Here is a 24485-nt window from a genome sequence, read left to right as displayed (position 1 = left end):
AGTTCCCTATAGAACTACCCATTCGTAATTCGTAATTCGTAATTAATTATAAAGTAGGTTCCCATCCTTTTTCGTACTCGCGTTTCCAATACTGTTGCGCAACCGCATCATTCAGGATGTGACCATTGCTGGTGTCGATATGCAGGGCGTTACCGGAGCGAAGGGAAATATTTCCCAGCTGGCACAGCAGGGTGCTTTGATAACCGCTGAGGATATCTGCGTTCAGCTTTGCACCTTTCCGGATACCGTCAAAGAAATTCCGGATATGCAGCGCATCGAGGCTTTCCGCAGGATTCATCAGGTTGCGCGGATCGATGATCGCCTGGTTCTTTACTTCCTTCACTACTTTGTTGTCCAGGTCATAAATCGTATAGGCGTTACCGTCAATCACCAGCGAGCCTTTTTCGCCGTAGAAGATGACGCCTACGGAGTTGCCTTCCACGGTGCGCCCGTTGCAGCTGCGGCCTTCCCAGGTCATGCTGGTATTGTTGGGAAATTCCAGCGTGATGACCTGTGTATCCGGCGTTTCCCAGTCGTCTGAATAACGGTACCGGCCCCCGGCGGAGACAACGCGGCTCGGATAGTCTGCTCCAAGCCCCCAGCGCATCAGGTCTATCATATGAGTACCATTGTTGAGCGCTTCGCCGGTGCCCCAGTTCCAGAACCAGTGCCAGTTATAATGTATCAGGTTATCTTTCAGCGCGCGGCGCGGAGCGGGGCCCTGCCACAGGTCGTAGTCGAGCCATTCCGGAACAGCCATTTCCTTGCCGTGGCCAATGGATTTACGGTTATTGGTATACCACCCTTTAGCGAAATAGGCGCGGCCGATGGTACCCTGGTGCACCTCGCGGACAGCTTCTTCCACATTGGGCCAGGAGCGTCGCTGGTTGCCCATCTGGATAACACTTTTGTATTTATCCGCCACTTTTACCAGCAGTTCCCCTTCATGCGGGTTATGACTGCAGGGCTTTTCGAGGTATACATGTTTGCCTGCCTTTGCCGCGAGGATGGCCGCCGGTGCATGCCAGTGGTCCGGCGCCGCCACGATGAGAGCGTCCATGTTTTTATTCTCGAGGGCTTTCCGGAAGTCCGGAACATCTTTTGGTTTCCTTTGGGAGATCTTAAACACACTGTCGATGCACTTTGCCGCCGCGCGGGTATCCACATCAGACACTGATACCACTTCACAGTTCTGCTGACGGGCATAGTTGTTGGCCAGCGCCAGCCCGCGGGAGTTCACGCCCATCATGCCTACCCGCATCCGCTCGTTGGCGCCTATGATGCGGGCATAACTTGCGGCGCTGATACCGGGCAGCATGCTACCCAGCACAACAGCTGCCGTGCCTTTGGTTGTTTTCTTCAGGAAGTCTCTACGGGACGCCTTCATAAGCTATCAGGTTTTTTGGTATTGGAATTACAGGTTTATATAATATTGATATTCGCCAGCGCTACCGGTTTACCGCCATTACGTTTGCTTTCCTGCGCAGCTTCCATAAAGGCCAGTATCTCCAGTGTCTCTTCCGGTTTTACCGGCGCCACGCCGGTACGGAAGAAAACAGCTATCTCCTGCAACAGCGCTTCGTAGCCTTTAAAGGGACCGAGCAGCAGGTTGCCTTTCTCGCCGAAAACGCGGCCGCCGAATTCATCCGGGCTGTTGCGCGTACCCCTGAAAGTACCGATGCGGTCATCTGCCCATTGTCCCACAACCACGTCGCTGCCGGGGGTACTGAAGCGGGTCACCGTCTTACACCCGCTGCCCATCACGGCAAAGAGTGTTTCTATGCCGTGGATGCCGTACCAGAAAAGGTCGGGGTGTGTTTTTTCCAGGGCTGCCGGACTAAAAGTGTCGGCGCCGGTTACTTTCCCGATAGCGCCCTGTTGTACCTGTTTTACGCTGTCCATAAAGCGCAGCGCGGAAGAAGAGAAAATAGGGGCGTTATATTTTTTTGCCGCTTTGGCGATGGCGATGCCATCTGCCAGAGAGGCCGCCAACGGCTTATCGATAAACACTTTTTTACCGGCTTTTATAGCCGGCATGGCCTGCGCCAGGTGCGGACGGCCGTCATTGGATTCCACCAGTATTACGTCCGACTTATCAAGCAGCGCCTGCATGGAATCTACGATTTCCACACCCATGGCTTTTATCTGTTCCGTATATCCCGGCAGTCTTTTTTTATTCAGTTCGATGTCCGGGCTTGTTTGCGGTAAAGCGGCCACCACCCGCATGCCTTCCAGCCCGGGGACCGTCGCCGGGTTATTGAAGCCTTTGGTAAAGGCGATAGCGTGAGAGGTGTCCAGTCCGATGATACCGATACGTATCCCGTTTGTTTGCTGCACCCCGCTCCTGCCGTACAAAGGCCGGATGCCTCCCAATAGTCCTGTTCCTATGCCTGCCAATGCGGTATTACGGATAAAATTGCGGCGACTGCTTTTCATGTTGGAATTTTTACGGTTGCTTTAATTGATCTGGACGAGCTGATGAATGTCCTTTTATATAGTATAACAGTTGGCCTGTTATCGAAAATTTCAGTTGATTGCTGCGCCGCCGGAAGTATTCGTTTTTCAATTTCCGGGTACGTACCCGAAAAATAGTTATTTTTTTGAAAACGCACAATGTTTTTTTTGTACAAGAGGAGATGACGGAATGTTTTCCGGGGAACGGGAGCTGCGGGGGATAAGCTGTTACAGAAAATGAGAGCTGCGGGGATGAGGCTGCGGGATGGGGAGTTGCGGGATGGACAGCGGTTACTGAAAGCCGGGAGCTGCGGGGATGAAGCTACGGGATGGGGAGTTGCGGGATGGACAGCGGCGCTCCGGATAAAAGGCGGAGCCCGCGTCCGTTAAACATGTTTATTGAACGTAGTTATCAAAATACGTATTGCCCAAAAACGAACCGTTCTCTTTTTCCGCTTCTATAAAATCCCTGTAAGAGAAGTTTTTACCCTGATGTTCCGGTTTCTTCTTTTCCTTCAGGTATTCGCCATAATAAGAGAATCCGCCGCCGGAGCTATGCCACTCCAGGAAAACCGGGCTTTTTTCACTGATAACCGTCAAATCGCCGGTGGTGGTTTTCTCTCCCATATTGACGATCGTATTGTTCGTATTGAAAAAATAATACAAGCCATCTTTATACCACACCTGGTTGGTAAACTCCTTACTGCGATAGTGATAATCGGTTTTACCCAGTTTTTCGTTCATCAGTTTGACCAATGCCGCTGTCTTGTCTTTTGTTTCCGTATGGAGGGTATAAGCGCCTACCTTGTTATTTTCAGGGGTTACGAAAAAGAGGGCGTAGTTGGAAAAGCCATTGCCTTCATCGTTGCCGGCCGCCATGCTTCCGGAAAAAGACTGGCCATACAACCGCAGCAGTTCCGGCTGTTTGGACGAGTACCCGATACACTCATTCAACTCCAGTTCTTTTTTCAAATGGTGTTTACTGATTATGCTGGTATCAGCGGGCAGGGAGAAGGCCGACAAATCAAAATCATTCTGTTGACAAGATAACATCATTACACACAACAAAAGGTACAGTACATTTTTTTTCATTTTCTATAAATTGATCAGCGGGCAATCGGTATTATTCACGCCTCACTGAAGGGTTAAGATTTAAAAGTATCACTTTTCCATCTTTTTTTGACGACCGTATGAAAAAATTCTTTTCTTTCCCGAAGAATGTACCTATCTTTCGGTAACGTACCCGTAAAAACACCGGCCTTCATCCAAAGTCAATACCGCAGAGGATTTCACACCTCTTCAGCCAATATCAGCAACACATTCGAAAAACGTTAAAAAGTCAACCTGATGTCATCAACCGGATCTACAATGGAAAAAGCTCCCGTTACCGCCGGGGGCAGCGCACAAAAAGGCAGTCAATACAAGGCATGGCTGCAGTCCCTCGGGCCGGGATTGATCACGGCCGCGCTGGTATTTGGTCCCAGCAAGGTCACCATCGCCTCCATTATGGGCGCCGGCTATGGCTTTTCCCTGTTATGGATTGTAGCGGTAGCTATCTTCTTCATGATCATCTTCACCACTATGGCAGCGCGGGTAGGTATTGCCACCAACGAATCATTGCTGAGCACCATCAGCCGTAAATGGGGCCGACCAGCGCGCATCGCCATTGGCGTAGGCGTTTTCCTGGTGACCGCTTCCTTTCAGGCAGGCAACTCCATCGGTTCGGGCATTACGCTGGCAGAAGCCACCCATACCAATAAAACTGTCTGGATCATCGCCTGTAACATAGCGGGCATCAGCATCCTGTTCTTCCGTACTTTCTACAGGATGCTGGAAAAGATCATGATAGCGCTCATCATCATGATGTTGTTTGCCTTTATCGTGACCATGGTCCTCTCCCATCCGCCGGCAGCGGGCATCGCATCCGGCTTCGTGCCTACGGTGCCGGCCGGCTCACAGAAACTGATCATCGCCTTCATGGCTTCGTGCTTTTCGATTGTGGGCGCCATCTACCAGTCCTACCTGGTACAGGAGCGTAAACGCATTCGTCCGGATGTGGTGCAGACCGGCAGGGAAACGCTGCCCGGCATGCTGATACTCGGCTTTATGAGCGCTACCGTTATGATATGCGCCGCTACCGTATTACATCCGGCCGGCATCAACATCACCACCGCCACCGACATGGCGATCGCACTGGAACCGGTATTTGGCAATGCTGCTTCCGCCCTTTTCCTCGTCGGCCTTTTCGGCGCCTCTTTTTCCTCTCTCCTCGGCAATGCCGCGCTGGGAGGCACCCTGCTGGGCGATGCGCTGGGATATGGCGGTCAGCTTAGTTCCCGCATGGTACGCACGTTTATCGCCGTTATCATGCTGATCGGCGCCGGCGTAGCCATCACCTTTGGCAAACTGCCGCTGGAGCTTATTGTGCTGGCACAGGCAGTCACCATCTTCATCGTACCGTTCATCGGTATCGCCTTGTACCTGGTAGCCAACGATGCCGCCATCATGGGCAAAATGAAAAACAACACCTTTACCAATATTGCAGGCGCCGCGGGCCTGATCATCATGCTGCTGCTGGCGGTGAGCAACGCCATTACGCTCTTCTTTTCTTAAACCAACTACCTGTTACCACCGTATGAAACGTACCGGCATTCTTCTTTTGATAGTCCTGATAGTGGCCGCCGGCGCTTACTGGCTGCTGCGGCCCGCAAAACCGGCGGAGTTTACCCAGCCCATCGAAGCCACGCTGCAACTCGATAAAACCATCCTGGGTATCAGCACCATCGCCTCCGATCTCAATGTTCCCTGGGAAATCGTCTGGGGACCTGACAATCAGATCTGGTACACCGAACAAAGCGGCAGCATCAGCAAAGTTGATCCGCATACCGGTATCAAAAAACTTTTGCTGACCATTCCGGAAGTATACCGTCATCGTACACTCGGGCTGCTGGGCATGGCCATTCATCCCGACAAGGACAAACCTTACGTGTTTATAGACTACACGCATCTGAACAAAGACTCCTCCATCGTGTCAAGACTGGTACGGTATACCTATACGGCCGATACGCTGAAAGATCCGCTGCTGCTGCTCGAACTGCCCGGCAACACCGGGCATAACGGTTCCCGGGTGGCCATCTCCCCCGATGGCAAAGTGCTGCTCTCCACCGGCGACGCCGCCCGCGATCAGAACGCTCCCGACACCGCGTCGCTCAACGGTAAAGTGTTACGCCTCAATACCGACGGCACCGTGCCCGCCGACAATCCCTATCCCGGCAACTACATGTGGTCCCGTGGCCATCGTAACATCCAGGGATTGGTATTCACGGACAAAGGCCTGCTCTTTGCCTCCGAACATGGCGATGCCACCGACGATGAACTGAACCGCATCGGGAAAGGCGGCTACTATGGATGGGCGCGCATCGAAGGATACGCGGACCGACCGGACGAGAAAGCCCATGCAGACTCTTTCCCCTTCATCGCGCCACTCAAAGCCTGGACGCCGACCATCGCACCTGCCGGCATCGATTACTATTCTTCCGGTAAAATCCCCGAATGGAAAAACAGCCTGCTGCTGGGAACACTCAAAGCGGCGAGTCTTCACGTAATACACCTGAACAACGCACAGGACGCCGCCACCGCGGAAGAGATCATTCTCGCCGGCAAATACGGCAGGCTGCGGGACCTCTGCGTTTCTCCGGAGGGCGACGTATATATCGCCACCAGCAACCGCGACTGGAATCCCGGCAAAGGTTTTCCTTTACCGCATGACGACCGTATCCTGCGCATCGCGGCACTGAAGCCCGGCCAGGCGGTACCTGCCACGGCTACACGGGAAAATGCACAACCGGCAACAGTAACGGCTGCCGCCAACAGCGGCGCCACGCTGTACAAAAATTATTGCGAAGCCTGTCACAAGCCTGACGGCAAAGGTGTACCGGCGTCCTTCCCCCCGCTCGCAGGAAACCCGCTCGTTACCGGCAAAGCCGCACCGCTGGTACAAACCATCCTGCACGGCCGCACCGGCGACTCCAAAAGCAAGAACAGCAGCTATGGCGAACAGATGCCGGCTTTCAACTTCCTGAAAGACGGAGAGATCGCCGCCATTACTACGTATATCCGTAACAGCTGGGGCAACCATGCCGACAGCATCAGCGCCGTAACTATCACCCAGGAAAGACAACCCTGACATCATGAAGCAAAATATTATCTTTGCCGGCATGGCAGCGGCCCTGCTGTCATGCGGCACTACTCAACAAAAACAATCGTCTATGCAACTGATCGCGTTAGATCCCGGGCACTTCCATGCTTCACTGGTACAGCAACAGATGTACCCCGGCATAGATTCCACTATCCGTGTGTTTGCACCCGAAGGACCGGAAGTAAAACAGTACCTCGCCAGCATCGGACGGTTCAATCAACAGACCGACCCGCCCGTACACTGGGCAACCGACGTATACACCGGCCCGGACTACCTGGAGAAAATGCTGCAGCAGCCCGCAGGCAATATCGTGGTAATTGCCGGCAACAACCGGCTCAAAGCCACCTACATCCGCCGCTCCGTCAATGCCGGTCAGCATGTGCTGGCAGATAAACCCATGGCTATCGACGCCGCAGGCTTCGACTCCCTGCAGGCAGCTTTCCGGGAAGCAGCAGCGAAAAAAGTACAGCTCTATGATATCATGACCGAACGGTATGAAATCAGAAATACCCTGCAGCGGGAACTCTCGCAGTTGCAGGATGTTTTTGGCACCCTGGAAACCGGTACTCCCGGCAACCCGGCCGTTGTCAAGAACAGCGTCCATCATTTCAAAAAGCTGGTCGCCGGCAAAACGATGGTACGCCCTGCCTGGTATATGGATGAGACCCAGCAGGGAGAAGGTATCGTAGACGTCACTACTCACCTGGTGGACCTCGTGCAATGGACCTGCTTTCCGGGTCAGACGATCGACTTTCAGCATGACATACAGGTAGACAGCGCCCGCCGCTGGGCCACCACCATGAGCCTGCAGCAATATGCAGACATCACCGGGCAGACCGCTTTCCCGCCTTACCTGGCGAAAAACGTCGGTAAAGACAGTCTGCTGCAGGTATATGCCAACGGCTCTTTTGACTATACGATCAAAGGCATCCATGCCAATATATCCGTTACCTGGAACTACCAGGCGCCGGAAGGCACCGGTGACACGCATTATTCGCTGCTGCGGGGCACAAAAGCGTCGCTGATCATCCGCCAGGGAGCGGAACAGCAGTACAAACCCGTACTGTACATCGAGTCTGCCCGGCATCACGATAGCGCCTATGCGAAAACTGTCGCGGCGCATATCGCCAAATTGGCGCAGCAGTATCCGGGACTTTCGCTGAAAGAAAATAACAAAGGCTGGGAAGTTGTCATCCCCGAAGCGCTGTCCAAAAAGCACGAAGCGCTCTTCGGCAGGGTGATGCAGCAATTCCTCGAATACATCCGGAACAACAACATGCCCGCCTGGGAAGTGCCCAATATGCTGGCCAAATACTACACTACCACGCAGGCGCTGGCGCTGGCAAAAAAACAGTAACCCCGGATTATAGTATATTTGGAAAAATTATAACCATCAACCGATATGAAGAAAAAAACGGCCGAACAACCCCTCGGTGTGAAGGAGATCGCCCGAAGGGCCAATGTGGCCATCGCCACGGTGGACAGGGTTATCCATAACAGGCCCGGCGTCTCCCCAAAAACAAAAAGTAAAATAGAAGCCATCATACAGGAGCTGAACTATCAGCCCAATATACTGGCCAGACGGCTGGCATCCCGCCATGTACTCCGGCTGGCTACCGTGCTGCCCAAAGTATCATCGCAGGAAACCGACTTCTGGACATTGCCGGTGGCCGGCATACAGAAAGCAGAAGAGGAAATCAAACAGTTCGGTGTGAAGGTAGATCCTTATTACTTCGACCTCAACGACCGGAAGTCTTTTGTAAAAGTCACCAGACAGGTACTTAAAAATCCGGTGGACGGTATCCTGCTGGCGCCTTCCTTTATCGAAGAATCTGTTTCGTTTATCCGTTCCTGCAGAGAGCGCAATATCCCCTACGTTTTTATCAACTCTGATATTCCTCAGCAGGAGAGCCTCTGTTACATCGGGCCTGACCTGTTCCGCAGCGGCTATCAGGCAGGACAGCTGATACACTACTGCACGCCCCGCAACGCACGTGTGCTGGTGCTCAACATCTCCCATGAGATAGAAGACCATCACCACCTGCTTCGCAAAGAAGAAGGGCTACGCGCCTACTTTAAAGACACCAAACGGCCTATCATCAAAAAAGACGTCCGTCAAACAGATCAGGCCTCTATTGAAAAAGAACTCTCGAAAGCGTTTCAGCAGTATCCCGACGTTCGCGCCGTTTTCGTTACCAACTCCAGGGTTGCCGCCGTTTCCCGCTACCTGGAGAAACACAGTCCCGGTAAAGACCTCCTGCTCATCGGCTACGACTTTACCAAAGAAAATGTTTCACGCCTCGACCAGGGACATATTGATTTCCTGATCTGCCAACAGCCCCAGGAACAGGGATATCGCGGTATTATGACGCTTTACCAGCATCTTGTTATGAAAGTGCCGGTAGAGAAAACGCATTTTATGCCGATCGATATTATCACGAAAGAAAACCATGCTTTTTATATCCAGCCGTAACGCTTATGCGTATACGATATAGAAGTATAACACAACCGCTGTAATCAATGCCCACCATAAGGTTGGGTTACGTAACCCTCGCGACTGCTGCAACAGGTCTGCCGGCAGCTTCAGGCTTTCCCGGTTCCAGATCAGTCCTTTCAGTTCGGCTTCCGGTACCGGTTTGGTCAGCAGGCTCACAACAATGCACAGCAGCACACAGCTCCAGAAAACAATGCCTGTCCTGTTAAAAAAAGGCATGGCGGGGAAAATGATTTCCATGGCCACCGACATCGGGATCGTGAGGATACCGGCTGCCAGCGCACCCGCGTGTGTGGTGCGTTTCCACAGGATGCCCAGCAGGAACATCGTTGCAATGCCAGGGGTAAACAACCCGTAGGCATTCATCAGGTACAGGAAGATCGGCTTTTTGGAATGGGTCAGGAACAGTCCTGTGCACAGGATACCGATGACAATAATCACGGCGCCGGCTATACGTCCAAAACGCACCGCCTCTGCCTCGGTCGCTTTCTTACGGAAATAAGGCAGGTAGATGTCAACCGTCAGGATGGTGGTGCAGGAATTGATGGCGCCGGAAAGATGTGACATCACAGCGGCGATAAGGCCGGCCATGACCAACCCGACGAGACCGGCAGGCAGCAACTTCTCCACCAGCGTAGGAAACAGCAGATCGGGTTTTTCCAGGTCAGGAAACAGTTTAGGCGCCACCAGCGCTGGCACGGTAATGATTACGGGCACCAGGAACTTCAGATAATCGCCAAAGACCACTCCCATACGGGCATGCCATTCGTTTTTAGCAGCCAGTACCCGTTGCACGATAAACTGGTTGGTAGCGCAGTAAAACACACTGATACAAAGCACCCCGCCGAGATACATCGTCCACGGGAAATCGGGGTCATTCGCCGGAAGGATCAGGTCCCAATCCTTAACCGTATCGGTAATGGCGCTCACGCCACCGGCGGCGTTCACCGTCGCGATGGTGAGCGCAATACCACCCATCACGAGTACTATCAGCTGCAACATCTCCGTATATATCACCGCCCGCAATCCTCCGGCGATCGTGTATACACCGGTGATAGCTGCCAGTATCACAACGCTGGTCATCACGGAGATGCCCAGCAGGGAATGTAATGACAACGCGCCCAGATACAGTACCGCACTGATTTCCACAAGCACATAGGTTAGCAGGATAAGGCCGGCGTAGGTAGTACGGGCGGCGGTGCCAAAACGTTTCTCAAGAAATTCGGGTACGGTATAAAAGCCGTTGCGGATATAGAAAGGCAGAAATATCCATAGCAGCGCATTAAAACCCATCAGGATAGCGCCCCACTCCATGGCGATGGCTACAAAGCCCCTGCTGTAAGCCACTCCCATCGCTCCTACCAGGTGATGGCTGCTGATATTGGCAGCAATAATACTACCACCGATCATCCACCAGGGCAGCTTATCGCCTGCCAGAAAATAGTCGCGTTTGGTCTGCTGTGCCTTACGCGAGGCATAGATGCCAAGGCCGATAACGCCGAGAATATATACGCCGAATATAATAGCGTCCGGCAAAGTGAGGTTCAGGTTCATGCAGTTTGAATCATTCGTTGGGAAATAGTGGTGGCGGAGCGTATCAGCCGCTCCAGGGAGCCTTTCTCAAAAGGCGTTTGCCATACCGCATAACTCTGATGGTTAAACGATTCCTCCGGCGGCAGATAACCGGCGTAACCATTGACGATATTCATCACGGCAACAGTTGCGGGAAACAGCTCCTGCCGCAGCGCCAGCTGGAAGCCGGAGTAGGCCTCATTGGGCTGGCCGGCCAGCATGGAATTGCCCAGCCGCCATATCCACAGCGGCATCCTGGCGACAGTCCCTTCTCCCACCGTTTTGCGGATACCCCGCTGCCGCCATAACCGTTCTTTGATGACGTGGTCTTCACAAGCTTCCCAGGAAGCTTCTATCTCTGCGAGCGAGGGCATTGGCTTCAGCACCATTTCCACTTCCGTCATTTCCGCCATGAGCGTAGTCGCTGCCGGCACAGGTGTTTTTTTCCAGATAGCCAGCGAGGCGCCGGATTCCACTACACCGGTGTAAGTCAGTTCCGTATCAGGCGGCAGCATGCCTTCCAGCACGGACAATACTGCAAACCCCAGTTGCCGCCCGTAGCCGTCTGCCAGCGATGTGTCACCGCTGTATTGCTCCGCCGGCGAGAGCTCGCCGGAAGCGCCCTGTAAAAACAAACAGAACGCACCGGTAGCCGGTTCCACCACGCTACGCATGCCGCCAATGTAATCGGGCGACAGCAGCTGGTTGTCCCATGCCAGCGTGGTAGGATGACATGCATAATTGACGATCGTACCGATGATACGGCCGGCGGCATCTGTGATACGGCCTGCCAGCAGCGTATCATCGGCGGCGGCAGCGGGATTATATCCTACCACCAGCCGGCTGCCGCCCGGTTCGGGAAAGTCGCGGTTGACCGCCAGGCCGCAGCGGCCGTACTGCCACGTCAGCGTGGCCGGTTGCGCGGAGGCCATGGCTTCCCTGGCAGCATCGATGGCTGCCTGCTGCACCTGCTGCAGGTACGGGATAATGAAATGACCACCGGGCTTACCGGCATCTTCACTGAAGGTGCTGGGGCCCGCGTGGGTATGGGTCAGACAGAACATCAACCGTTCTTCCGGCAGCGACAAAGCTGTCAGGATGCCGTGCCTTAAATTTCTTTCGTCCGCGGCGCTTTTCCACCATCCGAGATCAGCGGAAATGAGTACCAGCGGCGCTGTAGCAGCGGCTGTCTGAAAGGTAATACAGGTGAGGGTCAGCGGCATATGCACCCCGGCGGCCACATCGTGGGTGGCAGCGCCCCAGTTGCGGGCAAAGATGCCCACCGGCGGCGTGATGTCTTTTCTGGCAATGCCTATGATTCCGTGGTAGTTGGTCATGTCGTTGGTTTGTTACAAGAGAGACAGGCCGCCATCCATCAGCAGCACGCTGCCGGTGATATGCCTGTTTTCCGGATCACAGAGGCGCACTACTTCGCGGGCCACCTGCCGGGGTGTGATCAGCTGCCGAACAGGTGTTTTCAGGCGCGCATTTTCTTTCTGTTCCGGCGCCTGCTCCCATACTACGCGGCTAAGGCCGGCATCTACATAGCCCGGTGCGATCTCGTTGACCATAATGCCGTGCGGCGCCAGTTCCAGCGCCATACATTTGGATAACATGCGCAGACCGGCTTTGGACACCGAGTACGCCGGGATATGGCTATGCGCCACTTCCGCCGCCCAGCTGCCTACGAAGACAACGCTGCCGGTTATACGTTGTTCCAGCATACGCGCCGTGACCGCCCGCGCTACATAAAAAGCGCCGTCGAGGTTCACCCGCAGCTCCTGGCTCCACTGTTCCGCCGATATCTGGTACAGGCCGGCGATAGTGACGGTAGCAGCGTTGGCAACGGTGATACTCACCAGTCCCAACGCCGCTTCTGCAGCCTGCAGCCAGCGGTCAACCGCCGCTGCGTCGGACACGTCTACCTGCGTATAGTGACAGGGTGCGCCCATCGCCATCAGTTCCTCCAGCAACGGCCGGGCTGCTGCCTCGGGCTGCAGGTCCCCCAGCGCCACGCCGGCGCCCTGCGCCGCAAACGCCAGGGCCACTGCCCTGCCGATGTCGCCAAGGGCGCCACTGACCAGGACTGTTTTCTTCTCCAATAGTTTTTCCATAACTGCTGTTTTACCAGTCACCAACACTGCCATCTTTATAGAACGTCCGCTGTAACACCTCCTGTTGGAAAGGGTGTTTTTTCACGGCCGCTTCGTTGATCTCTATGCCCAATCCCGGACGGTGATTGGGTTTTACGATTCTTCCTTTTTTTTCTACCGTAAAGCCTTCGCTCACCACTTCTTCCCGCCACGGCACATCGTTGTGCACACTCTCACAGATAGCATAAGACGGCGTGGCAAAGCCCAGCTCAATCGATGCCGCGGTGCTTACCGGCCCCTGTGGGTTGTGCGGCGCTACCGCCACCCGGTAGGCTTCTGCCAGCGCGGCTATCCGTCTTACTTCACTCAGTCCGCCACAATGGGTGATATCCGGCTGGATCACGCTAACAGCGCGTTTCTCCAGCATATCTCTGAAAGCATGTACCCCCACCAGCCTTTCTCCACTGGCAATAGGTGTTTTCACGGCCCGTTGTATCCGGGCGATGTCTTCCATCGTCTCCGGCCAGCAGGGCTCTTCAAAGAAATACAAGCCGTACGGCTCCAGCGCCTTCGCAAATTGAAGTCCCATCAGCGGGCTGGGACGAGCGTGACAGTCCACCATGATATCGATGTCCTCTCCCACCGCTTCCCGCATAGCCCTCACACAAGCTTCCGCATAACGGACAGGCTTCAGTCCTTCCAGCGGCATGGTTTCCGGCACGGCCATGGATTTGAACGCGGTAAAACCGTCCTCCACAGCGCGTGCCGCCAGTTCACCAAAACGGCCGGCATCATCCGGGCGAGTTTCATAGAAGTCCTCCATTTTGCCGCCGCCCAGATGACAATACAGGCGGATATAATCTCTTACGCGGCCGCCCCACAGCTCATGACAGGGCACGCCGTGAATTTTTCCGAGGATATCCCACAGGGCGATGTCGATACCGCTGATGGCCGTACCGCGAACGATACCGTTGCCATGCCAGAAATGCTGGCGGTACATCATCTGCCACAGGTATTCAATACGGCGCGGATCTTCGCCGATCAGCAGCTGGCTGATATCTTCCACAGCGCCTACTACCGCTCTCGTGTGCCACTCCAGCGTCGCTTCGCCCCATCCCCACAGGCCGGGCTGGTCGGTGACGATTTTGATAAAGATCCAGTTGCGCATCCGCGCGTGACAAACCTGTGTTTCTATCGCCGTTATTTTCATAGCGCTGCCAGTATTGATTTGGTTTTATCTAATGTTTCTTCGATGTCTTTGGTGGTATGCGCATAAGAGATACTACCCTGTTTGATCGGTAAAGGGAAATTAAAAATTCCTTTTTCAATCAGTTTCAACCGGTATGTTTTATCAAACGTAAAATCATGGTGTTTCAATATGTCATGATAATCCACCGGGTTGTGGTCCATAAAATACACACAAAAAGCGGAACCCTGGCGGGCAATATGAAAAGGCCGGCCGGAAGTGCTGAAGATATCGTTTAAGCCCTCTTCCAGCATTTGTCCCAGGGCGTTCACATGATCGTACACTTTAAATTCAGCAGCAGCCAGCTTCCGTACGGTAGCGATGGCCGCCGCCGTGGTCAGCGGGTGTGCATTGAAGGTACCCGCGATCAGTACTTTTTTGCTTTTATCGGGATGAATGAAGTAATCCATGTATTTTTTCTTCCCGGCGATCACGCCTACAGGGTAACCGTTGGCCACCGCTTTGCCAAAAGTGCTGAGGTCCGGCGTCACGCCACACAGCTGCTGATAGCCGCCCAATGCATGCCGGAAACCTGTCTTCACCTCGTCGAAGATCAGCAGGAAGCCATGTTCGTCGGCCAGCCGGCGTAATGCTTCCAGGTAGCCCGCCTGTGGTTTTACCACGCCGATGTTCTGTAAGACAGGCTCCAGCAGGATAGCTGCTACCGGGTAACGTCGCAGGACATATTCCACAGAGGCGATGTCGTTATAGTTGATCACATGCACCAATGTAGAATGGCCCTCCGGAATGCCGGCAGAAAGGGAATCGAACGGATACTCTCCCGGGCTTACCCGTTCGCCCACATCCGCGAGGCTGCTGATCACGTTACAGGCCACGTCGTTATGCCAGCCGTTATAACCTCCCTGCATAACGATGATATGATTTTTGCCGGTAACGGCGCGGGCTATACGTATCGCGTGATAGGTCGCTTCAGACCCCGTCGTGGTGATTTCGATGCTTTCCGCCGAAGGTACGCTGTCACAGAAAAGCTGTGCAAACTCACCTTCGAGGTTGGTAGGACCGGCGCCCATCAGGAGTGTTTCGTTATCCAGCGCAGCGCGTACCGCCCTGTTTACGTCCGGGTCGTTGTGTCCCAGGAAAGACGCTGCGAAACCTGCCTGGTAATCGATGTATTCATTTCCTTCCAGGTCTTTCACCCGGCTGCCTTGCCCGCTGACAAAACAAATATTGGGATCTGACTTACGGTTCAGTGATACCACGCCACCGGGTATCCATTGTTCATTGCTCTTTAAAAGCGAAGATGATTTGGGCCATGCGTTCATAATAGCGATGCTGTTAAAATTTTATGTAAAATCTCACCTATTTCATGTTCCGGACAGACACCCCGGTGATGCGGCTGTTTTTAATGACCGCACCGGCAGCCTGCCACAGCAGGTCGCCCTGTATTTGCTGATGCCGGATGTCTACCTGATCGATGTTAAGAGAATCGATAATCGTATGTTTATCGAACGAAAACTGCGGATTGGCGTAGCGCCTTTCCTCCCGGCTCACGCGGCTGATATTCAGCCGGTCTATCACCGATTGTCTCACGCAGATAATGCCGTACTCCGTGGGATACCATGCCTGGGTGGAGCGGCCGTATACATTGGCACCCGACACATCCCTGACGGTTACGTTGGAGAAGTAGCCGGTCTTGTCGAAAAGGCTGTAAAACAGGACAGAAGCCATCGCTGTATTACCATGCACATTTTCGATGGTGATATCACTCACCTTCCTGTTTTCAAACGTATAAAAAGCCACCGCCTTCAGTGCAGGAATGGAATCGCAGCTATTCTCAGGGGTAATATTCCGTACGGTGACGTCCCGGTAATCCACCGCGGGAAAGGGGGCCATTCTCCCCTGAAAACAGGCGCCTCCCGCAGCAAATGCCACCAGGTCGTCGTTGGTAAAACCGGAGATATTTTCGATGCGGACATGATTGCCGCCGCCGGTCACCCCGTCACCGTTTTGGCCGAGGGCGCTGGTATGCCGCGCATCTTTGAATGGGTTTTGCTGAAAACGGATGTCGTGTATGTGTACGGTATCGCATTCCATGTAAGCAATGCCCCAGCTGCGGGTACTGTCTACCTGCAGGTTACTGACTTCCAGCTGCCGTACTTTGTAGAAGAACATGCCAAAACAAAATTCAGAGCTGTCGACCGTACTGCGGATACTGCGCGTCTGCGTCCAGCCGTTGCCGTTCCATTTGCCGCCGGTCACTTTAATATGTGCGTTGCCGTTGACCAGGTCTTCATTCTGCAACAGGTATTGGTTGCAGGATGGCTTCAGTTCGATGTAGGCGTCCGGGCTGGCTTCCAGCGTAAAATAGGATGGTAGCCTGATGGGCTGCGCGATCAGATAGTGCCCTTTCGGAACAAATATTTTCCGTGTACCGTTCTTCTGTGCTTTGGCAATTGCCCGTTGAAAAGCTCTGCTGTCGTCCGTTTTACCGTCCGCCAGGGCACCATGAGCGCGCACGCTGGTCACATGCTGTGCATGGGACATTATACCACCCAGCATTACCATGCCGGCAAGTATGATCCGTTTAACAATTCCTTCCTGGTATAACATCCCGTACAATTAAGCGTATGGTTGGTTACTGATGATTTTAATATCCTTCGTTCTGTTTCAGTACGCCGGGCGCATACTGATCGATCTGGCGCTGCGGCACCGGGAAAACCGCCATCGTAGCCCTGGGCGACAGCGTCGCTTTGGTGGCCGTGCCCGTGGCCGGGTTATAGTCCCGCTCCTCTTCTGTCATCACCGTCATGAAACGGCCGGTACGCACCAGGTCGGGCCAGCGTTCGTTTTCGTAGGCCAGTTCCAGTTGTCTTTCCAGCAGCAGCTTATCCAGGAAGCTGTCGGCCCCCGCAATGTCAGCAGCAGTGTAGTTGTGCGCAGCATCTCCGAAAGCCCTTTCCCTGATCATATTCAGCTGTATCAGTGCATTGGCTTTGTCACCGCTGTTGTACAGCGCTTCCGCATAAAGCAGGATGACATCGGCAAGGCGCAGCACGGGCAGGTCCTGACCGGAAGTAGCGCCGGTGAATTTGGTCGCGTACTTTTTCACATAAGGGCCCCATGCCGGCGGATCATTGGGAGAAGTGGCTTTCACCACGTAGTCGGAGATGGTGGACGCCTTGCGACTGTCGCCGTCCGCGTATTTTTTGTTCAGGCTCCAGGCAGGAAATGCGTACTGGTTGCCCGAGCCTACGACACCGGCGATGCCGCCGATCGGTGCATAGTCGATACCCAATGAATGGCCATTGGACCCATCGGTATATTTAATGGCGAGGATGATTTCTTTGTTGTCTTCTGAAGCCAGGCTCCACAGGGTGGCAAAGCCGGGTTCCAGCTGGTAGCCAAAATCACGGATGGCTTTTTCCAGGTAAGTTTTGGCATTGGCCCAATCTTTCCGGTATACGTACACCTTGCCAAGAAGCCCTGTGGCAGCGCCTTTGCTGGCGCGACCCCTGGCCGCGGTGGCGGGAGCCGGCAGCAGATCGATCGCTGCTTTTAAATCGGAGATAATCAACTCATAGATTTTATCGGCCGATTCCCGCGGCATATTCTTCGCTTCGCTGATAGACGGTGTTTTGGTCACCATGGGTACGCCACCAAACAGTTTCACCAGGTCGAAATAAAAGAGGGCGCGCATGAATTTCGCTTCACCGGCGAACTGCTCCTTTTTACCGGAGGCGTAATCTGTGGGGCGGTCAATATTTTCCAGCACAGCATTAGCGCGGCCGATGCCGTAAAAACATTTCTCCCAGAAATCAGCGACAGCAGTATTTTCCGCGTTTACGGTGAGATAGTCGAGATCATTTACGCCGGGCATGGCAGTGCCCATGTAGAGGTTGTCGCCGGGCATCTCCATCAGCAGGTAGTCTTTCGGCTTACGGTCCTGCATACTGCTGTAGATACCGATGACTGCCTGGTCCATATCGTTGGACGTTTTATAGAAGTTGTTGGTCGTCAGGGAGGAATCCGGCGTCATGTTCAGCAGGCTGTTGGTACAGCTGCTGCCGGCGAGTGCCAGGAGGAGTACCGGTATATATAGTTTGTTCTTTTTCATGGAATACGCTTTTGCTGATTAGAAGTTAAAGTTGAATCCCAGCGCATAGATGCGGCTGATAGGTTCTGCTCCGTAGTTGGCGCCCGGCATGCTGGCCACCCCGTTCACTTCTCCTTTCGTATAACCTTCGGGGTTATATCCATGGAATTCTTTTTTGGTGAAGATGAACAGGTTGCTGGCAGAAAGGTATACCCTGAAGTTGGTCACCCGCAGTTTGCGGATAAGTGTTTCCGGCAGGGTATACCCGAGGTTTACGTTACGAATGGCGAGGAAGGAGGCGTCTTCTATATAAGCGTCAGACATTGTCTGGAATCCCAATGTATTGAGGGCGCTGGCAGGCACTTTCCCGTTGCCCGGGTCCGATGGCGACCACCACTGGTTTTCCACCAGCGAGCGGCGCATTGCGCCGAGCAGGGCGCCCTGGTAAAACTGGTTTTCGTAGTTGTACATTTTGGCGCCAAGGGATGCCTGCATGGCGATGCTCAGGTCAAAATTGTTGTAGGAGAAATTGTTCACCATTCCAAGGATGGCTTTGGGCTGAAAGTTGCCCAGCAGCTGTTTGTCGTTGGCATCGATTTTTTTATTGCCATCGGTATCTTCAAATTTCGGATTGCCCGGGCGGGAGCCGGCGATGCCCGGGTTGGCCGCCACATCGGCGGCATCTTTATAGATACCGTTGATCTTATAACCATAGTAGGAGAACATGGGCTCCCCTACGCGGAGGATCCAGTTCATATTGGAAGAAGGGTCTGCGATGATCACATTGTTGACGCCGCCGAGGTCTTCTACCGTATTGCGGTTACGGGAATAGTTGAACGATGTTTGCCAGTTGAATTTGCCGACGATGTTACGGGTATTCACTTCAAACTCTATCCCGCGGTTGCGTATCTCCCCGATGTTGGTCATGGTAGTACCGAAACCGGTGGTTGCCGGTACAGGCATGCTGTACAGCAGGTCGGTGGTGCGTTTGTCGTAGTAATCGAAGACGATGCTGATACGGTTGTCCAGGACAGACAGTTCACCGCCGATATCGATGCCTTTGGTTTTCTCCCAGCCGAGCTGGCTGTTACCGTAGCTGATGGCCGCCTGTCCTTTGGACACCACGTTACCGGGAGAATAGAACGTGTTGCCCATCAGTCCGAGGTACTGGAAGTCGCCGATGTTGAAATTGCCCGTCACGCCCCAGCTGGCTCTCAGCTTCAGGTCACTGATCGGTTGGAAGTCTTTCAGGAAACTCTCCTGTTTTACGCGCCAGGCGGCGGATACGGAGGGGAAGTAACCCCAGCGGTTGTCCGGACCGAAGCGGGAGCTGGCGTCTGTACGGATGGAGGCTGACAGGAGGTATTTATCTTTATAACCATAGTTCACGCGGGTGAAGTAGGAAATAAGTCCCCATTTGCTTTTCACGGTATTGCTGTTGGGCGCCAGGGTAGCGTTGCCCATCGTATGTACGATATCGTTATTATAGCTGCCGGCGACAGCGTAGAGGTTTACCGCCTTGCTGTCGTTACGCTGATAGGAAGCGCCGGCGATGGCAGACAGGTCGTGGCCCCCCTTGAAGGTGGTGTTGTAGCTCAACACGTTTTCGTTGAGGATATTGATATTGTTGGTCGTAATATCGGTACCTGAATTTTTGGCGGCGCTGGTGGCCCAGGAAGCCTGGAACTCATCGCGGTTGCTGAAGTCCATGGTGGTACCCACGGAAGAGCGGAAGCTCAGGCCTTTGGCCAGGTTTAGTTTCAGATAGGCTTCACCGATGTTGCTGAAGCTGCTGCCATAGTATTCAGAGCCCTGCAGTGTAGCCATCGGGTTTACCTGTCCGGTGACTACAGCGCCCCAGTATTCGCGGGCTGTGGGATAGGTACCGTTGGGACGCTGCACGTCTACAAAAGAAGGATATTTGGAATAGTTAGGAATCTCTGAAGGGTTATAGCGGCGTTTGGAATAGGTGGGATTCAGCATAAAGCCTACACTCACCACTTTGCTGGCCTGCACATCTACATTGGCTCTGAGGCCGTAGGTTTTAAACCATGTGTTGACCATGGAGCCTTGTTCATCTTTATAAGTGGCCGCCACATAGTAAGTGGCTTTGTCGGTACCGCCGCTGGCGGAGATGTTATAGCTCTGGATGGGGGCGGTGCGCATGACAGCGTCCTGCCATATTACGTGACCGGTTTTCAATACGTCGCTTACCTGGTAGGCGGCGGGCCTTCTGGCGTCGCCCCATACCGGGAGACTAACGTCGCCGCCTACCCAGCCGTATTCGCGGTTCTGGTATTTAACAGCGTAGTTGTAGTATTCATCGCCGGTGATCCAGTCGTTGTGCACAATGGCTTTACCGAGGCCTGCATAGCCGTTGAAGTTAAATTTGGGTTTACCGGCCACGCCTTTTTTCATGGTGACGAGGATAACCCCGCCGGCTGCACGCGAGCCGTAGATCGCTGCGGAAGACGCATCTTTCAGCACTTCCACGGATTGCACATCATTCATGTTGATCATGCCGAGGTTACCGCCGGGGATACCATCGATGACTATCAGCGGATCGTTGCCCGCGCTGATGGAGCCGATGCCACGGATACGGATGGTGGGTGCGGAGCCCGCCTGACCGCGTGACTGTGAAATGTTTACGCCGGCCATGCGGCCTACCAGCGCCGCTTCCGGCCGGCCGGCAGGTACCTGGTCGAGTATTTTATTTTCCACTTTGGCTACAGCGGCAGTTACCGAACTTTTCTTTACTGCACCATAACCGATAACCACTGTTTCATTTAATGTTGTTTTGCTCTGAGGCAGGGAGATAAAAACAGTATTACGGTTGCCAACAGCCGTTTCTTTTTTATCATAACCGATGTAGGTGAAGGAGAGCACATCGTTGCTGGTGGCGCGGATGGTAAAACGGCCTTCCGCGTTGGTAGATGCACCGGTTTGGGTGCCTTTGATAAATACAGTGACACCCGGAAGCGCAGCCTGGGTAGCACTGTCGAGTACTGTCCCTTTGATTTCCCTGACCTCCTGTGCTACCAGCTTTTGTGGCTTGCAAAGACCTGCGGCGAGCGACAGCAGGGTTGCAAACAGGTAAAGGTGTGTTCCTTTCATAATTCTGGTTAGATAAAAATGGTTAGATAATCCCGTGCGCATGATAAGTCATGCGCCGGTGCTGTTGACATCTCATCCGCTTCAGTGGAGGATGATTTTTTCGCGATTTACTTTATGGACCGTTCACTGTTCCGTCAGATTGATAAGAACATATGCCGGCATTACAGGTTGATGATACGGGCGCGGCTACACGATGCGTCGGCACTGCCCGCAAGTTTCACATAACGTTGGCTTTGGTACCGGCCGGGATCGGTCAGTTGCTCGCCACTCTGTTTACAAATATATTCAAATTTTGTAAACAAAAAAATATTTGCGAAAAAATCCCGGAAGGGGAAATCCGGGAGTAAAAGGGAAAATAAGGAGGGGCTATTCTTCTTCCAGGGTGGTGACTTCTCCGCGCAGCAAATGCTTTACCAGCGCTTCTTCTGCCTTCTTCACATCTTTATTTTTCAGGGCCTGGAGGATGGCGCGATGCTCTTCATCGGTTTGTTCGTAGTCGTCCATCTGCACCAGCATCTTGCCCAGCTTCATATGAAACAGGGGAATATTGCTGGACTGGTAGATCTCCATCAGTTTGTTATTGCCGGAGAGCGCGATCAGGGTTTCATGGAATTTCATGTCCGCCTCGCAGGCGCCGCTCATATAGCCACTCTTCACCATATTGCTAAAGTCGTCGCAGATCTTTTCCAGTGCGGTAATATCTGCTTTACCGAGCTTCGGAACGGCCATACGGATGGCGCCCAGCTCCAGCAGTTCGCGCAACTCGCGGATCTGGCGGATATCTTCGGCCGTCATGGACTTTACAAAGTAACCACCCTTCTCCCCAAACACGACCAGATTCTCGCCCAACAGCCTGGTCAGCGCTTCCCGCACCGCCATCCGGCTAACCTCCGTCTTCTTGGCCCACACGTCTTCTTTCAGCCGCATACCCGGCACCAGCTGGTTGGACAGGATTTTGCGACGCAACTCAACATACACTTTATTGGCTAATGAATCTGTTTTCATAGTAAAATAATGTAAACTAAATATTTATTCAAAAGTAAACAATTTTGGAGATAGCTATGTGCTTTTAGCGGTCAACGCCCACAAAATTTACAAAAACTACGGTTTTTCGGCCAGCAACCGCTGGATATATTTTTCCAGCCTGCGGCTGCTGTAATCTGCCGCACCGGTTTCCCGGAATACGATCCGGCCCGCCTTATCTATGATCAGCGTGGTGGGCAGCGTACCATCGTATACGTTTTGAGGCACATTTCCTGTCAGCATAACAACGGGCAACACATAACCGTTGTCCCGCATGAACGCAGCTGCTTTTTCCGGCTGACCGTCGGCATCCACGATCAGGAACGCCATGCCGGGATTATCTTTCCATTGCCGGTACAACCGGTCAACAGAAGGCATCTCCGCCCGGCAGGGCGGGCACCAGGTAGCCCAGAAATTAATAAACACCACCTTTCCTTTCAGGGAAGACAATGCTACCGGTTCTCCTGTGGCGGCATTACGGAAAAGCATCTCCGGCGCCGGCCAGGCATCGTCCGCCGTTTTTGGGACTGCCGGCTGGAACAAACCCACTTTCATCAGCTGTTGCAGGAACCACACCTTCCCTCCGGGGATGAACAAAATGGCCAGCAATCCACCTAACAACAAGGTGTAAATAACATTGGATACAGAAAAAGAAGATCGGCGCATAAAGGGCAAGATAATAAAAATCCCAGGGCCATGGAGCGCCCCGGGATGTGATATCAATGATGTTGGTGAAATCCGGTCAACGGTTTTTGAAATACGCTTTCGCTACCTGTAAAAACTCTTCTTTTGTCATATAGTTGTCCAAAAAATCCTCCAGTGTCCCGTAGTTACGGATCTCACTGAAATACACTTCATGGTCCGTGCCATATACCGTCGGATTTTCCGGATGAGGGTCCGTCAGGCACACAAAGTAATGGTCCGGATAGCCATAGGAAGAGAAGACACAGATAAAGTCCATATCACTGCCCTGTACAGTTTCCCGGACCTCATCTTCTTCCACCAGCCCGTCCAGCTCCCCTTCATCGCGGGAGCCGGCCTTAAAAGGTGTAAAGAGCCATGAACGAAAGAAATCCTGCCCGTAAGGAATTTCATGGTCCGAGAAATAATGCGCCAGCAGCCGGCTGTAGAACATCTCCGGATCGCTGTTATATAATACCTGATGTTCTTCATAAAATTTATCCAGCCCATACCCTTCCCAGTCTTTGTTCCAAAGCGGATGACCGAAGGTAATGCCCTCCCATATTTCCTGAAAGGTGGCACCATTCGCCCGTTGAATGTTGCCACCCAGCTTTTCTATTTTGTCTAATGTCTCCTGCTTCATAATTCAAATGTAAGCCCTTCATCCGAAAAGCAACACATGGCCCCTGCTTTAGCCCTAGCAACGGGTTTCACTCTCAGGCGCCGGTATAAATTCCGGATCGAGGTACTTCGGCAGCGCATTGTTGATAAAGTAATTCCAGCCACCGGTGAAACTTTCTCTCGTAAAGGATTTCAGATGTTGCGGGAACGTCTCCAGTCCTTCGTGTGTCAATATCAATCGTGTTTTATCCCCCTCCGGCTGTAGTTCAAACGTCAGCAGGGATTCGCCTTCATAATTTTCATACTTCCAGGTGTAGGACAGTTTCCTTGCGGGAACTACGGCCGTCACCACACAATGATGGATGTATTCAACACCCTCGTCTGCGCCTGTAAAACTAAACGCAAACCCTACTTCAGGTTTAAAATCAGATACCTCAAAGTACCATACTTTCATTTTTTCTTTTACTGTCAATGCCTCCCAAACTTTATTGACAGGTGCATTCAGTAACCGTTCAACGACCAGCGGTTGATGTTTCATAAAGCGTGATTTATAGCGTGAATATTTATTTCTTCTTTCTTTTCTTTTTACTATCCTCTTCCAGGAAAGCCTCCAGGGCATCCAGTTTTTTATTCCAGAACCGGCGGTAGCGCTCCACCCATTCCGCCACTTCCTTTAGCTGATGCAAATCCGCCCTGCAGTGACGCTCCCTGCCCTGCTGCTGAATAACTATCAGGCCACATTCCGTGAGTATCTTCACATGTTTGGATATCGCGGGACGACTGATATCAAAATGGTCCGCCACCATGTTTAAGCTCAATGACCTGTCGGCCAGCAAGTGAATAATTTCCCTTCTCGTAGGGTCTGCTATCGCCTGGAAAACATCTCTGCGCATAAAAGTTGTATTTGTAACCGTTCAGTTACAAATATAGGTAAC

At 53.1% G+C, this 24485-nt stretch carries 20 protein-coding genes; 4 read left to right on the top strand and 16 right to left on the bottom strand.

Translation table 11 applies throughout. The annotated features are described in order from the left end of the window. Positions 1–46 precede the first annotated feature (46 nt). The 3 genes from HF324_RS11785 to HF324_RS11775 form a co-directional block, all read right to left on the bottom strand. Complete coding sequence (locus HF324_RS11785) at positions 47–1387, bottom strand: Gfo/Idh/MocA family oxidoreductase (protein ID WP_168802651.1); 1341 nt, start codon at positions 1385–1387, stop codon at positions 47–49. A 35-nt stretch (positions 1388–1422) separates the two neighbouring features. Beyond that, positions 1423–2436: a Gfo/Idh/MocA family protein gene (locus HF324_RS11780; RefSeq protein WP_168859841.1), complete on the bottom strand. Its 1014-nt coding sequence runs from the start codon at positions 2434–2436 to the stop codon at positions 1423–1425. Positions 2437–2850: 414 nt separating this feature from the next. Then, positions 2851–3426 carry a hypothetical protein gene (locus HF324_RS11775; RefSeq protein ID WP_168859840.1) on the bottom strand — a complete coding sequence of 192 codons (576 nt, stop codon included), beginning with the start codon at positions 3424–3426 and terminating at the stop codon, positions 2851–2853. A 396-nt stretch (positions 3427–3822) separates the two neighbouring features. Here HF324_RS11775 and HF324_RS11770 point away from each other — a divergent pair, with 396 nt between their 5' ends. The 4 genes from HF324_RS11770 to HF324_RS11755 are packed head-to-tail and all read left to right on the top strand — an operon-like array spanning position 3823 to position 9125. After that, positions 3823–5067 carry an Nramp family divalent metal transporter gene (locus HF324_RS11770; RefSeq protein WP_168859839.1) on the top strand — a complete coding sequence of 415 codons (1245 nt, stop codon included), beginning with the start codon at positions 3823–3825 and terminating at the stop codon, positions 5065–5067. Positions 5068–5089: 22 nt separating this feature from the next. Further along, positions 5090–6640 carry a PQQ-dependent sugar dehydrogenase gene (locus HF324_RS11765; RefSeq protein WP_168802647.1) on the top strand — a complete coding sequence of 517 codons (1551 nt, stop codon included), beginning with the start codon at positions 5090–5092 and terminating at the stop codon, positions 6638–6640. A 4-nt stretch (positions 6641–6644) separates the two neighbouring features. After that, positions 6645–8009: a putative oxidoreductase C-terminal domain-containing protein gene (locus HF324_RS11760; RefSeq protein ID WP_168802646.1), complete on the top strand. Its 1365-nt coding sequence runs from the start codon at positions 6645–6647 to the stop codon at positions 8007–8009. 45 nt (positions 8010–8054) lie between these two features. Then, the gene (locus tag HF324_RS11755) at positions 8055–9125 is read left to right on the top strand and encodes a LacI family DNA-binding transcriptional regulator (protein ID WP_168802645.1); all 1071 of its coding nucleotides are present in this window, start codon (positions 8055–8057) and stop codon (positions 9123–9125) included. 3 nt (positions 9126–9128) lie between these two features. Here HF324_RS11755 and HF324_RS11750 read toward each other — a convergent pair whose 3' ends face one another. The 13 genes from HF324_RS11750 to HF324_RS11690 form a co-directional block, all read right to left on the bottom strand. Then, positions 9129–10700 (bottom strand): SLC5 family protein, encoded by a 1572-nt coding sequence (locus tag HF324_RS11750; protein ID WP_168859838.1) that lies wholly within the window; start codon positions 10698–10700, stop codon positions 9129–9131. Continuing rightward, positions 10697–12055, bottom strand: a complete 1359-nt coding sequence (locus tag HF324_RS11745; protein ID WP_168859837.1) for a hypothetical protein — start codon at positions 12053–12055, stop codon at positions 10697–10699. The genes HF324_RS11750 and HF324_RS11745 overlap by 4 nt, the downstream gene beginning before the upstream one ends. A 12-nt stretch (positions 12056–12067) precedes the next feature. Then, on the bottom strand, positions 12068–12832 hold the full coding sequence (locus HF324_RS11740) for an SDR family NAD(P)-dependent oxidoreductase (RefSeq protein WP_168802642.1): 765 nt from the start codon (positions 12830–12832) through the stop codon (positions 12068–12070). 10 nt (positions 12833–12842) lie between these two features. Next, entirely contained in the window at positions 12843–14021 is a 1179-nt protein-coding gene (dgoD, locus tag HF324_RS11735; protein ID WP_168802641.1) for a galactonate dehydratase, read from the bottom strand. Further along, on the bottom strand, positions 14018–15340 hold the full coding sequence (locus tag HF324_RS11730) for an aspartate aminotransferase family protein (protein WP_168859836.1): 1323 nt from the start codon (positions 15338–15340) through the stop codon (positions 14018–14020). Before HF324_RS11730 ends, dgoD begins: the two co-directional genes overlap by 4 nt. Before the next feature lie 37 nt (positions 15341–15377). Then, positions 15378–16628 (bottom strand): glycosyl hydrolase family 28-related protein, encoded by a 1251-nt coding sequence (locus HF324_RS11725; protein WP_168859835.1) that lies wholly within the window; start codon positions 16626–16628, stop codon positions 15378–15380. Positions 16629–16665: 37 nt separating this feature from the next. Further along, a complete protein-coding gene (locus tag HF324_RS11720; RefSeq protein WP_168802638.1) occupies positions 16666–18132 on the bottom strand; it encodes a RagB/SusD family nutrient uptake outer membrane protein in 1467 nt (488 codons plus the stop codon). Positions 18133–18150: 18 nt separating this feature from the next. Further along, positions 18151–21225, bottom strand: coding sequence for a SusC/RagA family TonB-linked outer membrane protein (locus HF324_RS11715; RefSeq protein ID WP_168859834.1), 3075 nt, complete (start codon positions 21223–21225; stop codon positions 18151–18153). 366 nt (positions 21226–21591) lie between these two features. Further along, entirely contained in the window at positions 21592–22230 is a 639-nt protein-coding gene (locus HF324_RS11710) for a GntR family transcriptional regulator (protein ID WP_168802636.1), read from the bottom strand. A 96-nt stretch (positions 22231–22326) separates the two neighbouring features. Continuing rightward, positions 22327–22914 carry a TlpA family protein disulfide reductase gene (locus HF324_RS11705; RefSeq protein ID WP_168859833.1) on the bottom strand — a complete coding sequence of 196 codons (588 nt, stop codon included), beginning with the start codon at positions 22912–22914 and terminating at the stop codon, positions 22327–22329. 76 nt (positions 22915–22990) lie between these two features. Continuing rightward, on the bottom strand, positions 22991–23572 hold the full coding sequence (locus HF324_RS11700) for a hypothetical protein (RefSeq protein ID WP_168802634.1): 582 nt from the start codon (positions 23570–23572) through the stop codon (positions 22991–22993). A 54-nt stretch (positions 23573–23626) separates the two neighbouring features. Beyond that, positions 23627–24088, bottom strand: a complete 462-nt coding sequence (locus HF324_RS11695) for an SRPBCC family protein (protein WP_168802633.1) — start codon at positions 24086–24088, stop codon at positions 23627–23629. A 25-nt stretch (positions 24089–24113) separates the two neighbouring features. Then, positions 24114–24443 carry an ArsR/SmtB family transcription factor gene (locus HF324_RS11690; RefSeq protein ID WP_168802632.1) on the bottom strand — a complete coding sequence of 110 codons (330 nt, stop codon included), beginning with the start codon at positions 24441–24443 and terminating at the stop codon, positions 24114–24116. Positions 24444–24485 lie beyond the last annotated feature (42 nt).

It is taken from the genome of Chitinophaga oryzae, assembly GCF_012516375.2.
GTDB classification, from domain to species: domain Bacteria; phylum Bacteroidota; class Bacteroidia; order Chitinophagales; family Chitinophagaceae; genus Chitinophaga; species Chitinophaga oryzae.
Note: the sequence above shows the minus strand (reverse complement) of the source record. Positions and strands in the feature narration are given on the sequence as shown.

Bases quoted from the DNA above. Each gene is read 5' to 3' on its own strand.
- HF324_RS11780 (WP_168859841.1), bottom strand. From the start codon at position 2,436: ATGAAAAGCAGTCGCCGCAATTTTATCCGTAATACCGCATTGGCAGGC.
- HF324_RS11740 (WP_168802642.1), bottom strand. From the start codon at position 12,832: ATGGAAAAACTATTGGAGAAGAAAACAGTCCTGGTCAGTGGCGCCCTT.
- HF324_RS11785 (WP_168802651.1), bottom strand. From the start codon at position 1,387: ATGAAGGCGTCCCGTAGAGACTTCCTGAAGAAAACAACCAAAGGCACG.
- HF324_RS11705 (WP_168859833.1), bottom strand. From the start codon at position 22,914: ATGCGCCGATCTTCTTTTTCTGTATCCAATGTTATTTACACCTTGTTG.
- HF324_RS11750 (WP_168859838.1), bottom strand. From the start codon at position 10,700: ATGAACCTGAACCTCACTTTGCCGGACGCTATTATATTCGGCGTATAT.
- dgoD (WP_168802641.1), bottom strand. From the start codon at position 14,021: ATGAAAATAACGGCGATAGAAACACAGGTTTGTCACGCGCGGATGCGC.
- HF324_RS11770 (WP_168859839.1), top strand. From the start codon at position 3,823: ATGGAAAAAGCTCCCGTTACCGCCGGGGGCAGCGCACAAAAAGGCAGT.
- HF324_RS11700 (WP_168802634.1), bottom strand. From the start codon at position 23,572: ATGAAGCAGGAGACATTAGACAAAATAGAAAAGCTGGGTGGCAACATT.
- HF324_RS11720 (WP_168802638.1), bottom strand. From the start codon at position 18,132: ATGAAAAAGAACAAACTATATATACCGGTACTCCTCCTGGCACTCGCC.
- HF324_RS11730 (WP_168859836.1), bottom strand. From the start codon at position 15,340: ATGAACGCATGGCCCAAATCATCTTCGCTTTTAAAGAGCAATGAACAA.
- HF324_RS11715 (WP_168859834.1), bottom strand. From the start codon at position 21,225: ATGAAAGGAACACACCTTTACCTGTTTGCAACCCTGCTGTCGCTCGCC.
- HF324_RS11765 (WP_168802647.1), top strand. From the start codon at position 5,090: ATGAAACGTACCGGCATTCTTCTTTTGATAGTCCTGATAGTGGCCGCC.
- HF324_RS11745 (WP_168859837.1), bottom strand. From the start codon at position 12,055: ATGACCAACTACCACGGAATCATAGGCATTGCCAGAAAAGACATCACG.
- HF324_RS11710 (WP_168802636.1), bottom strand. From the start codon at position 22,230: ATGAAAACAGATTCATTAGCCAATAAAGTGTATGTTGAGTTGCGTCGC.
- HF324_RS11760 (WP_168802646.1), top strand. From the start codon at position 6,645: ATGAAGCAAAATATTATCTTTGCCGGCATGGCAGCGGCCCTGCTGTCA.
- HF324_RS11690 (WP_168802632.1), bottom strand. From the start codon at position 24,443: ATGCGCAGAGATGTTTTCCAGGCGATAGCAGACCCTACGAGAAGGGAA.
- HF324_RS11695 (WP_168802633.1), bottom strand. From the start codon at position 24,088: ATGAAACATCAACCGCTGGTCGTTGAACGGTTACTGAATGCACCTGTC.
- HF324_RS11755 (WP_168802645.1), top strand. From the start codon at position 8,055: ATGAAGAAAAAAACGGCCGAACAACCCCTCGGTGTGAAGGAGATCGCC.
- HF324_RS11725 (WP_168859835.1), bottom strand. From the start codon at position 16,628: ATGTTATACCAGGAAGGAATTGTTAAACGGATCATACTTGCCGGCATG.